The following is a 12,183-nucleotide window of genomic DNA, read 5'->3' on the forward strand; positions in this document are numbered from 1 at the left end:
TCATACAGGCCCGCCGGGTCAGATCCGGTCGACCAGCAGCTTGGCGAACGCCGCCGGATCGGCGAGCGTACCGCCCTCCGCCAGGACCGCCGCACCGGAGATCAGCCGCGCCGTCTCCGCGAGCCCGTCCGCCGACGGATCCTCGGCGTGCTGGCGACGCAGCCGCTCCACCAGCGGGTGCGACGGGTTGAGCTCCAGAATCCGCTTGCTCGTCGGCAGCTCCATTCCGGAGGCCCGGTACATCGCCTCGAGCTGCGGGGTCATGTCGAATTCGTCGCCCACCATGCAGGCCGCGGACTCGGTGAGCCGGTGCGACAGCCGCACCTGCTTGACCTCGCCCTCCAGCTCCTCACCGAGCCAGGTGAGCAGGTCGGTGAACTCCGCCGCGTCCGGCTGATCCTCACCCTCCTGCGTGTCCGCACCGATTCCCGACAGGTCCACGTCGCCCTTGGCCACGGACCGCAGCCTCTTGCCCTCGACCTCGCCGACCGCGTCCACCCAGACCTCGTCGACCGGGTCGGTGAGGACCAGCACCTCGACACCGCGCGCGCGGAACGCCTCCAGGTGCGGGGAGCTCTCCACCGCGGCGCGCGACGTTCCGGTCAGGTAGTAGATCTCCTCCTGCCCGTCCACCATCCGGGAGATGTACTCGGCGATGGTGGTGCCCGCCTCGGCGTCCGCAGCACCCTCCGCACCGTCCGCACTCTCGACCGCCGGCCGCGTCGAGGCGAACGTGCTGACCGCGAGCAGCTGATCCCGCGCGTCGACATCCGCGATCAGGCCCTCCTTGAGGACCGCGCCGAAGTTCGCCCAGAAGCTCCGGAACTCCTCGGGACGATCCCGCTTGACCTGCTCGATCGCCTGCAGCACCCGCTTGACCAGCCGCTTGCGGATCGCGCGGATCTGGCGGTCCTGCTGCAGGATCTCGCGGGAGACGTTCAGCGAGAGATCCTGGGCGTCGACGATGCCCTTGACGAAGCGCAGGAACGGCGGAACCAGCTCCTCACAGTCGTCCATGATGAACACCCGACGCACGTAGAGCTGCACACCCCGCTTGACGTCCGGCGAGAACAGATCGAACGGCACCTGCGAGGGAAGGAACAGCAGCGCCTGGTACTCGAACGTGCCCTCCGCCTTGAGCGTAATGGTCTCGAGCGGCTCGTCCCACGCGTGCGAGATATGGCGGTAGAACTCCGCGTACTCCTCGTCCGAGACCTCGGACTTGGGGCGCGTCCAGAGCGCCTTCTGCGAGTTCAGCGTGACGGTCTCGGTGATGGAGTTCTCGGCCGAGGGATCGTTGGCCTCGTCGTGGTCCCCCGTATCGCCCTCCGGCTCCGGCGCGGGACGCTCCACCTCCATCCGGATCGGCCACGCGATGAAGTCGGAGTACGTCCGGACGACACGCCGCAGCGTGTTCTCGTCGGCGTAATCAGGCAGCGCGGCGTCCCCACCGGCAGGCTTGAGCTGCAGGATCACCGACGTGCCCTGGGGCGCGTCCGCGTCCTCCTCGATCGTGTACGTGTCCTCGCCACTGGAGACCCAGCGCGTGCCAGCCGACTCCCCGGCCTTGCGGGTGACGAGCGTGACCGAGTCCGCGACCATGAACGTCGAGTAGAAGCCGATGCCGAACTGACCGATCAGGTCGGCGGTGGCCTGCTCCGAGATCTCGCCCGATTCCTGCGCCGCCCGCGCGGCCGACAGCGCCTCACGCATCTGCCCGGTACCCGACTTGGCGAGCGTGCCGATGAGGTCCACGACCTCCTCACGGGACATACCGATGCCGTTGTCCCTGATCACGAGGCTGCGGGCCTGCTCGTCCGGGATGAGCTCGATGTGCAGATCGGACGTGTCCACGCCCAGCGTCGAGTCCTGCAGCGCCGCCAACCGCAGCTTGTCCAGCGCGTCGGACGAGTTGGAGATGACCTCGCGCAGGAACGTGTCCGGATTGGAATAGATCGAGTGGATCATCAGATCCAGCAACTGTCGGGTCTCCGCCTGGAATTCCCTGGTCTCGGCATTCCCGGTGTGCTGACTCATCGCGACATCCATTCCCTTCCGCGCGTAAATGCGCCCCTGTTTTCGGCCACTGCACGTCCCTTGCGGCCGTGGTCTGACGAGGACAACCTATCCGGCCGGTCCGACATTCCCGGGTGGGCGGTCCTCGTCGTCATCCCCGCCCCGGCCTCCCACCCAGGCCCCACCGCCCACCTGCGGTGCCCTGCGCGATGCCTGCAGGGCACCGCAGGTCAGAGGCCATTTCGAGCGGCTCCGCTGCTGACGATCGTCCCGCGCCGCGCGCCAACCACCGCGCACCAACCACCGCCCGCCGACCGCGCCAGCGGAGCCCGCCCGCGCCACGTCGCCGCACCGCCCTGACCTGCGGTGCCCTGCTCGACATGTTCAGGGCACCACAGGTCAGGGGGACCGAGCGCGCGTGGCCACACCGGGGGCGACGACGACACCATCGCAACCGTGTCGTACCTCGAACATACTGTCGATCCATGACCGCTACCCAGACCTCCTCCCGCACCGATTCCCCGTTCCCCGGCCCGCTGCCCGGCGGGCACTTCGAGACCCCGCCCGGCTTCACCACCACGACCGGCCCGGCGGCCGATGTGCTGGTCCCCGAGGCCTACGCCAGGTGGGACCCCGGGCAGCGCCGCGGCTACCTCGCCAGACGACTGGTCAACGCGGCCGAGGGCGGCACCCTGCTCTACGCCTATGACTGCGTCCGGACGGCGCGCGAACGGGATGAAGTCCGCGACCCGTGGGAGACGGCGGCCACCATGATCGGGGCGTCCATGTCGATGTCGCGGCACGGGGCGGCGCGGCTCATCTCCACCGCCGTGGAACTCATCGACCGGCTGCCGCGGACGGCGGCCCTGTTGCTGACCGGGTGGATCGGGTTGCTCGCGGCGCACACCATCGCCGAGGAGACCGCGCTCGTCGCCGACGAGATGATGCCCGAGATCGACCGCCGGATCTGCGAGGGGCTCGCCCCCACCCGGCGGCGCACCCACCCACCCCGGCTCGGACCGCTGCGGAAGATGCTGACCAAGACCATCAACAAATACGACCCGGTAGGCGCGGATGCCCGCGCTGAACAGGCGCGACGCGGGGTGGACGTGGAGATGGTCCCGCTCGGGAACGACCGCGGGATGCTCAGCGCCACGCTCAAAGCGGAGGACGCGATCGAGATCTTCCAGCGCCTGGAAGGCCTCGTGCGCAGCGCCGATCCGGATGATCCGCGCACTGCCGGGCAACTCCGCGCCGCCGGACTGCTCGCGATGAGCCGCGGCTGGACCTGCCTGCCCGATCCCGACGGCGAACATCCCGCCGACCCCGCCGCGCAGGACGCCGCGAGACGAGTCGTGATCCACGCGTACGACGACGGCAGCGCCGACAATCGCGGGCTCAGTCTCTACGGGTACGGACCGATCACCCGGCACACGGCGGATCAGCTGGACCGCAGCGCCCGGCGCAGGCTCGACGAGCTCGCGCACCTCGCCGACCCGCACAGCGACTCCGCAGGCCGGTACCGCCCGTCGGAGGCGCTGGCCCGGTTCTGTCGCGGAAGGGACGGGACCTGCGTGTTCCCCGGATGCCAGACCCTGGCCGAGCATGCGGACCTGGACCACATCATCCCGTTCGACCACGACGATCCGGCCCGGGGCGGTCGCACGACGAGTGACGATCTGGGCTGCCTGTGCCGGACCCATCACCGGCTCAAGACCGACGGCGTGTGGGCGTATTACCGCGACGTCGACGGGTCGTACGTGTGGCTCCACGGGCCCAACCACCCCGAGCCCGACCGTGGCACCCGCGTCATTACGGGCCCGACCGGATCCCTGGCGCACCTCTCCGCCCCGCGGCATCCCGACAGCAGCCGGCGCCAGATGGCCGCCGCCGAATCCGGGCGCACCGGCGGGCGGGGCGCGGATGACGGGCGCAGGCGCCGTCCGCACCTCGCGGACCGGCGTCGGGCGGACCGTCGGATCCGCCGCGAACGGGCTGAACAGCGCCTGGCGGACCGGTCGAGGCAGGTGACGCCGGTGACGCCGGTGATGCCGGTGATGCCGGACGACGAGCCACCATTCTGAGCCGCGAAACCGAGGCTGCATAACCGTTGCCGACGACAGCTCCGCGGATTAGCGTCCCTGTGGAGGAGACGCCACACGACGCCCCCTGACCCCTACCCAGCGAAAGGTGCCGTCATGGCCCTGACCACCAGTCCCTACCTCTCGTTCCCGGGTAACGCCGGCGAGGCGTTTCCGTACTACCAGGAACTCTTCGGCGGAGAGCTCGAGGTGCAGACCTACGACGCGATGCCGTCACTGGACGGATTCCCGTTCACGCCGCCGCCCGGGGCTGTGGCCCACGCGACGCTGACGGCGCCCGGGATCACGCTTGCCGGGGGCGACGGCATGGGCGACAATCTGCCGTCGCTGTCCAGCGATGTCTACTCGTTCCTGCTCACGTTCGACTCCGTCGACGAGGCCCGCGGGTTCATCGACAAGGTCGTCGGGGGCGGCGGCGCGGCGGGCATGCCGTTCGAGGAGGCTCCGTGGGGAGATATGTACGGACAGGTCACGGACCGGTTCGGGATCCGATGGGACGTCAGCGTGCCGGCCCGACGGTGATTTCGCGCCGCAAGAACACGTAGCCCCCGTAGCGATCAACTCTGCTTGTTACTGTGCGGTCATGGATATTTCTGGAGCAAGTGCGATCGTCACGGGCGGCGCGTCGGGCATCGGCGCCGCCGTCGTCCGTCAGCTCGCCGCGAAGGGCGCGAAGGTCGTCATCGCCGACCTGAACGCCGACAAGGGTGAGGCCCTCGCCAAGGAGGTCGGCGGCGCGTTCGTGTCCGTCGACGTGACCAAGACCGACCAGAACGAGAAGGCCGTCGCGGCCGCTCTCGAGCTGGGCCCGCTGCGCTACCTCGTCAACTCGGCCGGCATCGGCTGGGCGCAGCGCACCATCGGTCGCGACGGCGAGTACTCCTCGGCGTTCGACCTGGACTCGTTCCGCAAGGTCATCGAGATCAACCTCATCGGCTCCTTCGACATGCTGCGTCTGGCCGCCACCAAGATGAGCCTCAACGAGGCCGACGAGGACGGGCAGAAGGGCGCCATCGTCAACATGGCCTCCGTCGCCGCGTTCGACGGTCAGATCGGCCAGGCCGCCTACTCCGCTTCCAAGGGCGGCATCGTGGGCCTGACCCTGCCCGTCGCTCGTGACCTGTCGGCCGCCGGCATCCGCCTCAACACCGTGGCCCCCGGACTGATCGACACCCCGATCTACGGCGAGGGCCCGGATTCGGAGGCGTTCAAGGCCAAGCTGGGCGAGAGCGTCCTGTTCCCCAAGCGCCTCGGCTCGGGCGACGAGCTCGCCTCCATGGTCATGGAACTGCTCGGCAACCCGTACATGAACGCGCAGACCATCCGCGTCGACGGCGGTATCCGGATGCCACCGAAGTGACCTGAAACGGTCAGCACGGCGAAGGGCCCCACCGGAGCAGTTTCCGGTGGGGCCCTTCGCTGTGTTGGTCCCGTGGCTGTGTGGCGTCCCGGCTCAGGACCTGGCGCGCCGCTTCTTGAGACGACCTTCGAGGTACACGGCGAGCTTGGTGAGCGAGTAGTTGATGATGATGAACAGGATGCCGGCGACGATGTACGCCGGCACGGTGTTCGCGTACGCCGACCCGAGTGTCTTTGACCAGGTCAGCAGCTCCAGGTAGGTGATGCCGTAGCCGAGCGCGGAGTCCTTGAGGACCACGACCAGCTGACCGACGAGCGCCGGGAGCATGGCGGTGAGCGCCTGGGGAAGCTCGATCGACCGGAGCACCTGTCCGGGTGTGAGTCCGACAGCGAGCCCAGCCTCGGCCTGGCCCTTGGGCAGACCGTGCACGCCGGAGCGCACGAGTTCGGCGATCACGGCCCCGTTGTAGAGCGTCAGCGCCGTGACCACCGCGGCGAGCGGGGCGTGCACGTTGGGCACCAGGTCAGAGGTGGCGAAGTAGCCGAAGTAGGCGAACACCATCATCAGCAGTACCGGGACCGCGCGGAAGAACTCGACGATGACGCTGCAGAACCAGCGCACCGGGCCGATCGGCGAGAGCCGGCCCATGCCGAAGAGCAGGCCGAATATCACCGCGAGGACGATCGAGATCCCCGCGGCAGTGAACGTGCCCTTGAGGCCGGGAATGAGATAGGACGTCCAGACCTCGGGGTCGATGACGAACGGCTCCCACATCGAGGCCTTGAGCTGGCCGGCCTCGTCGAACTTCAGGTAGACGAAGTAGGCGATCGCGATGGCGATGAGCGCGCCGATCACGGTGAGGATCCGGTGCCGCACCCGGGCCTTGGGGCCGGGGGCGTCGAACAGCACGGTCTGGGTACTCATCGCTTCACCGCCAGCTTCCGGGAGAGGGAGGTGGTCCCCAGGCCGATCGGCAGGGTGAGGACCACGAAGACCATGGCGAAGAAGAAGAACATCGGGAGGCTGGCGCCCTCGTTCTCGGTGATGATCTGCATCAGTCCGGCGGAGTCGCCGACGCCGATCACGGCCGCGACCGTCGAGTTCTTGATGAGCGCGATGACGACCGAGCCGAGCGGGGCGATGGCCCCGCGGAACGCCTGCGGCAGGATCACCTCGCGCAGGGACTGGCCGAAGCCCAACCCGATCGAGCGGGCCGCCTCGGCTTGGCCGACCGGCACGGTATTGATGCCCGAACGCAGGGCCTCGCAGATGTAGGCCGCGTGATAGACGGACAGCATGATCACAGCCCACCAGAAGGCATTGCGGGCGAAGTCGTCCGACATCGACAGCTGCATGATGAAGGACAGGCCCAGGATGCTGAAGACCATCAGCAGGGTCAGCGGCAGGTTTCGGAACGTGTTGACGTACGAGGTACCGATGCCCCGGAGGACCGCCACCGGGGAGACGCGGAGGATCGCGACGATCGTCCCCAGGATGAACGCACCGATGATGCCGAGCACTGAGAGCTGGATCGTGACCCAGACGGCCGCGAGGACGTCATACTCGGCGAACATATCGCCCATGGTCAACCTTCCTTAGGGAGGGCCTCGGCCTCCACACATCCGGGCCGGGATCACCGGCCGGGATGCGTGGAGACGACGACTACCGGATCAGATCAGGAGCAGGGGGCCGGCTCCGGCGGGTTGCCCGGCCCCGGAACGAAGCCGGCGGTGCCGAGCGTCTCGTCGAACGCGGTCTGCCAGCTGCCGTCGTCGATCATCTCGGTCAGGGCCTCGTTGATCTGCTCGCACTTGTCGACATCACCCTTCTGGATGCCGATGCCATACAGCTCCTCGGTGAAGGAGGCGCCGACGACCTTGAGCTGGCCCTGGTACTGCGGCTGCGCAGCGTAGCCGGCCAGGATCGTGTCATCGGTGGTCACCGCGTCCACGGCGTTGGACTGCAGCGCGGAGACACACTCGGAGTAGGTGCCGAACTCCTGCAGGTTGACGCCCGGGACCTGCTCCTGGAGCGTCTGCGCCGAGGTCGAGCCGGTCACGGAGCACAGACGCTTGCCCTCGAGGGACTCCGGGCCGGTGATGGACTCGTCGTCGACCCGGACCAGGAGGTCCTGACCTGCGATGAAGTACGGGCCGGCGAAGCTGACCTTCTCCTTGCGGGAGTCGGTGATGGAGTAGGTGGCGACGATCATGTCGACCTGGCCGGTCTCCAGCAGCGTCTCGCGCTGGGCGCTCGGCGCCTGGATCCACTGGATGTCGTCCGCGGAGGTGCCCATCTTCTCGGCCACGTAGCGTGCGACCTCCACGTCGAAGCCCGTGTAGTCGTTGCCCTCCTTCAGGCCGAGGCCTGGCTGGTCGTACTTGATGCCGATCTTCAGCTTGTCGCCGCCGTCGTCCGAGCTACAGGCGGCCAGGCCGAGGGCCAGAGTCACGGCCGCAGCAGCGGCACCGATCCGTCGGAATTTCATCTTTACTCCTCGTGGGGTGGGTGGATGAGTCGCGTACGGGTCCGCGTGCGGTCCCTGGGGGTCTAATTGGTGAGGATCTTGGACAGGAAGTCCTTGGCCCGCGAGCTCTGCGGGTTGGTGAAGAACTCGTCGGGGGTGGCCTGCTCGACCAGCTCACCGTCGGCCATGAAGACGACGCGGTCGGCGGCCTTGCGGGCGAAGCCCATCTCGTGGGTGACCACGACCATGGTCATGCCGGATTTGGCGAGTCCGGTCATCACGTCCAGGACCTCGTTGATCATCTCCGGGTCGAGGGCGGAGGTCGGCTCGTCGAACAGCATGACCTTCGGGTCCATGGCCAGGGACCGGGCGATCGCCACGCGCTGTTGCTGGCCGCCGGACAGCTGGGCCGGGTACTTGTCGGCCTGATGGTCGACGCCGACCCGCGCGAGCAGTTCCCTGGCCCGCTTCTCGGCCTCGTCCTTGCGCTGCTTACGGACCTTGACGGGCCCGAGCGTGACGTTCTCGAGGATCGTCTTGTGCGCGAAGAGGTTGAACGACTGGAACACCATGCCCACGTCCGCCCGAAGCTTGGCCAGCGCCTTGCCCTCGTCGGGAAGCGGCTTCCCGTCGATGGTGATGCTCCCCTCCTCGAAGGTCTCGAGACGGTTGATAGTGCGGCAGAGCGTTGACTTACCGGAACCGGAAGGCCCGATCACCACCACGACCTCACCTTCCTCGATGGACAGGTTGATGTCCTTGAGGGCGTGGAAGTCACCGAAGTGCTTGTTGACGCCTGAGATCTCGACCAGAGCCATGAGAGGAGCATAAACGCCACATGAGCCTCACGCCCGGAACTCGCCGCAAGGGGTAACGGTCGACATGCTTGCTTATCGACCGTACCGTTTTCCCATGGCGGTATCTGACGTGAAGGACTACGCCCATCTCAGCGCCGAGGACGTCGAGGCGATCGGCGCCGAACTCGACGCGATCCGCAAAGAGGTCGTCGACTCGCTGGGCGCGGACGATCGCCGGTACGTGCGCAACACGATCCGGCTCCAGCGCGGGCTGGTCGCCGGGGGCCGCGCGGTGCTGCTGTTCTCCGGGCACCGGCCCGCATGGGTTCTGGGCACCGGCCTGCTCGCGGCGGGCAAGATCATCGAGAACATGGAGCTCGGGCACAACGTCATGCACGGGCAGTGGGACTGGATGAACGATCCGGAGATCCACTCCACCACCTGGGAGTGGGACATCGTGGGCACCTCCGAGCACTGGAAGGCCACCCACAACCACCACCATCACACGTACACCAACATCATCGGCATGGACGACGACGTGGGCTACGGCGTGGTCCGCGTGACCCGCGATCAGCCCTGGCACCCCGCCTTCGGGCTCAACATCGTGTGGAACGCCGTACTCGCGTTCGCCTTCCAGTGGGGTGTGGGCGTGCAGCACCTGGAGATCGCGCCGGGCACCATCAACTCCTCGGGCTGGCCGGAGCAGAAGCGCCGCATCGGCCAGTTCCTGCGCAAGGCCCGGCGACAGGTCGGCAAGGACTACGTGTGGTGGCCCATGCTCTCCGGGGACGACTGGAAGACGACCCTCACCGCGAACGCCACGGCGAACGTCATCCGCAACCTGTGGTCCAACGCGGTGATCTTCTGCGGCCACTTCCCGGACGGCGCCGACAAGTTCACGCTCGAGGACCTCCAGAAGGAGACGCAGGCCCAGTGGTACCTGCGTCAGATGCTGGGCTCGGCCAACTTCACGGGCAGTCGGCTCACGCACTTCATGTCAGGCAACCTGTCGTTCCAGATCGAGCACCACCTCTTCCCCACCCTGCCCTCGAACCGCTATGCCGAGCTGTCGGAGAAGGTGCAGGACGTGTGCCGGCGGTGGGACCTGCCGTACACGACGGGCCCGCTCTACCGGCAGTACTGGCAGTCCTGGCGCACGATCGCCCGGCTCTCGCTGCCGGACCGGTTCCTGCGGGCGACCGCAGATGACGCGCCCGAGACCAGGTCGGAGCGGATGTTCGCCGGGGAGCCTCGTACCTACGACGACCACGTGGGTCCGCGATCCGGCCTCGTCACCGCACTGCGACACCACCGCGCCAAGAAGGAACACGCGGTGTGAGTAGCGCCTACCCTGTGCGGTGTCGGCCGGCGATCCGGTGCCGTTCTGCCTCGGTCAGGCCACCCCAGACCCCGTAGAGCTCCTTGGTCTCCAACGCGAAGGTTCTACAGGTGTCGAACACTGGACAGACGGCGCAGACCTCTTTGGCCTCATCCTCTTTCTTCCGCCGCTCACCCTTCACCTCGTCCTCGAGACTGTAGAAGAGATCCTCGTGTCCGATACAGGCGGCGGCGTCTCGCCACGACCAAAAGTCGGCAGTGGGTTCGAGGTTCCTGTACCTGGGCATCATGCCTCCGTTTCCGCGAGCTGGAAGCCCTACCGTGGGCGCTGGAACTCCGGCTCGTTGTCCACGGTGTCATCCTGTCAGCGTTCGTCGGACTGTCGACCGAAAACCGGTGCGGACGGACGCATATTGAAGGCCCGAGCAGGCCGATACGCAGGGAAAATTATGGTGCCGGCGCGGAAAGTGAGAATAGACCAATCTGCTCAGGAGGCGGTGCGATCAGCGCGTGAGGACGGTCCTCGTCGTGGTCGTCGTCGTCGACCTGATGACCTCCGCCGCGCGCGAGGCGGCACCGTCCACTCCCCAGTTGTCGCGGATCCCCCCGGACGCCTGATCCAGGGAGCGCGCCACCTGGTCGCACACGGCGTGCGCTACAGCTGTAGGGCCGTCGCCGTAGCGCAGCACGGCCGCCCCATCGAACGCCCCGAGGGCGCCGGCGGTGGCGTCCTGCTCGCCGTACTCATGACGACGCGGGACCACCACCATGGGCACATTGGAGCAGGCCGCGTCCGCGACAGAGGCCTGTCCCGCGCACGTCACCACTACGTCCGCAGAGGTGAGCTCGTCCCACGGATCTTCGCGCCACACGCCGTCCGGGCCGCCCACCTCGAGCCACTCGGCCACGCCGAGGCGCTGCGCTGTCGAGCGCACCGCCCGCCAGAAGCGATGGTCACCGCTCGGGCCGGCACTGTTGAGATGAACCACCCGGGGTCGACGACGACCAGGCTCCCGCTCCCGGTCGCGCCCCTCGAACCGGGAGATCCCCCCGACCTCCCGTACCCGGCCCCGCGTGCCCGCAACGGTGGCCGGGTGCACGCCCGGCGGCCAGGCCGCCAGCAGTGTCTCGGCAGCGCGGCACCGCAGGACATGCGGTTCGTCGTCACGCAGGCCCGGGGGCAGGGTGCTCACCACGGGCGTGCCGGTCATGCGCGCGGCCAACGACATGGCGGGTGGGCCGTCCACCCAGACCGTCCTGGGGCGTGTCCGGTCGATCCACGTCACGGCGGCGCGGCGGGCGGACAGATCGATGTCGTCGGAGTCAGGCCCCACCTCTGTTCGCGTCGCAGGTAGATGAACCACACTGGACCCAGCCGGCCGAGTCCGCTCGTCGAACGGCCCGGCCAGCAGCATCGTCACCTCTTCCCCTCTGTCCCGGAGAGCGGCGACGACCGGCAGCACCCGGTTCAGGTGCCCCCGTCCACGGTTGTGGACATAGACGCCGATCATCGACAAGGCCCCCTCGCTGCGCCCGCGCCTAGTCTGCGCCCCGGATCGCGCCGAGGAGGGCGTCGCAGAACGCCGGGAGGTCGTCCGGGCTGCGGCTGGTGGAGATGCCGTCGTCGGTCACGAGCTCGGCGTCGACCCACTCCGCGCCCGCGTTGGTCAGGTCGGTTCGCAGGCTCGGGTACGAGGTGATGCGGCGGCCGCGGACGACGTCGGCCTCGATGAGCACCCACGGCGCGTGGCAGATCGCGAGTACCGGCTTGCCGGCCTCGACCATCTCGCGGACGAGGGTCAGGGCGTGCTGGTCCTGCCGCAGCGCGTCCGGGTTGGCCACACCGCCGGGCAGGACCAGGACGTCGAACTCCGCGGCGGAGGCGTCGGCGGTCGTGCGGTCCACGGGGTGGGTGCCGGCGGGGCTGAGGTGGTCGACGAGGCCGACCTCCCCGTCGTCGGTGCTCACCAGCACGGCGGTGTGGCCGGCGTCGGTGACGGCCTCCCATGGCTCGGTGAGTTCGACGCGTTCCACGCCTTCACCGGCGACGAGGAAGGCGACGGTACGGGTTTCGGTGGTTGCTTCCTGTGTCTCGGTCATCCC

General features: G+C 68.2%; 12 protein-coding genes. 4 read left to right on the plus strand and 8 right to left on the minus strand.

Features of this window, described 5'->3' with window-relative positions:
- Nucleotides 1-18: 18 nt before the first annotated feature.
- Nucleotides 19-2,037, minus strand: a complete 2,019-nt coding sequence (gene htpG, locus ACWIFB_RS02435; RefSeq protein WP_454057168.1) for a molecular chaperone HtpG — start codon at nucleotides 2,035-2,037, stop codon at nucleotides 19-21.
- A 464-nt stretch (nucleotides 2,038-2,501) separates the two neighbouring features.
- On the opposite strand from htpG, the gene ACWIFB_RS02440 reads away from it, so the two are divergent.
- From ACWIFB_RS02440 to ACWIFB_RS02450, 3 genes are all read left to right on the plus strand, one after another.
- Complete coding sequence (locus ACWIFB_RS02440) at nucleotides 2,502-4,100, plus strand: DUF222 domain-containing protein (RefSeq protein WP_454057169.1); 1,599 nt, start codon at nucleotides 2,502-2,504, stop codon at nucleotides 4,098-4,100.
- 114 nt (nucleotides 4,101-4,214) lie between these two features.
- Nucleotides 4,215-4,640, plus strand: a complete 426-nt coding sequence (locus tag ACWIFB_RS02445) for a VOC family protein (protein WP_454057170.1) — start codon at nucleotides 4,215-4,217, stop codon at nucleotides 4,638-4,640.
- Between the two features lie 61 nt (nucleotides 4,641-4,701).
- On the plus strand, nucleotides 4,702-5,478 hold the full coding sequence (locus ACWIFB_RS02450) for an SDR family NAD(P)-dependent oxidoreductase (protein ID WP_452100961.1): 777 nt from the start codon (nucleotides 4,702-4,704) through the stop codon (nucleotides 5,476-5,478).
- A gap of 93 nt (nucleotides 5,479-5,571) precedes the next feature.
- Here ACWIFB_RS02450 and ACWIFB_RS02455 read toward each other — a convergent pair whose 3' ends face one another.
- The 4 genes from ACWIFB_RS02455 to ACWIFB_RS02470 all read right to left on the minus strand — a co-directional run bounded on the left by ACWIFB_RS02455 (nucleotide 5,572) and on the right by ACWIFB_RS02470 (nucleotide 8,763).
- Entirely contained in the window at nucleotides 5,572-6,402 is an 831-nt protein-coding gene (locus tag ACWIFB_RS02455) for an amino acid ABC transporter permease (RefSeq protein WP_454057171.1), read from the minus strand.
- On the minus strand, nucleotides 6,399-7,061 hold the full coding sequence (locus ACWIFB_RS02460) for an amino acid ABC transporter permease (protein WP_452100963.1): 663 nt from the start codon (nucleotides 7,059-7,061) through the stop codon (nucleotides 6,399-6,401). Before ACWIFB_RS02460 ends, ACWIFB_RS02455 begins: the two co-directional genes overlap by 4 nt.
- A 92-nt stretch (nucleotides 7,062-7,153) precedes the next feature.
- The gene (locus ACWIFB_RS02465; RefSeq protein WP_452100964.1) at nucleotides 7,154-7,966 is read right to left on the minus strand and encodes a glutamate ABC transporter substrate-binding protein; all 813 of its coding nucleotides are present in this window, start codon (nucleotides 7,964-7,966) and stop codon (nucleotides 7,154-7,156) included.
- A gap of 62 nt (nucleotides 7,967-8,028) precedes the next feature.
- Nucleotides 8,029-8,763, minus strand: coding sequence for an amino acid ABC transporter ATP-binding protein (locus ACWIFB_RS02470; protein ID WP_454057172.1), 735 nt, complete (start codon nucleotides 8,761-8,763; stop codon nucleotides 8,029-8,031).
- A 94-nt stretch (nucleotides 8,764-8,857) separates the two neighbouring features.
- Between ACWIFB_RS02470 and ACWIFB_RS02475 the strand changes: the two genes are divergently transcribed.
- Entirely contained in the window at nucleotides 8,858-10,081 is a 1,224-nt protein-coding gene (locus ACWIFB_RS02475; protein ID WP_454057173.1) for a fatty acid desaturase family protein, read from the plus strand.
- Between the two features lie 7 nt (nucleotides 10,082-10,088).
- Here the strand turns inward: ACWIFB_RS02475 and ACWIFB_RS02480 are convergent, their stop codons facing one another.
- The 3 genes from ACWIFB_RS02480 to ACWIFB_RS02490 form a co-directional block, all read right to left on the minus strand.
- Entirely contained in the window at nucleotides 10,089-10,367 is a 279-nt protein-coding gene (locus tag ACWIFB_RS02480; protein WP_295651720.1) for a WhiB family transcriptional regulator, read from the minus strand.
- Nucleotides 10,368-10,583: 216 nt separating this feature from the next.
- Complete coding sequence (locus ACWIFB_RS02485; protein ID WP_454057174.1) at nucleotides 10,584-11,591, minus strand: glycosyltransferase; 1,008 nt, start codon at nucleotides 11,589-11,591, stop codon at nucleotides 10,584-10,586.
- 28 nt (nucleotides 11,592-11,619) lie between these two features.
- Nucleotides 11,620-12,180 (minus strand): type 1 glutamine amidotransferase domain-containing protein, encoded by a 561-nt coding sequence (locus tag ACWIFB_RS02490; RefSeq protein WP_454057175.1) that lies wholly within the window; start codon nucleotides 12,178-12,180, stop codon nucleotides 11,620-11,622.
- Nucleotides 12,181-12,183: the final 3 nt, after the last annotated feature.

Source organism: Dietzia sp. NPDC055340, from assembly GCF_053645335.1.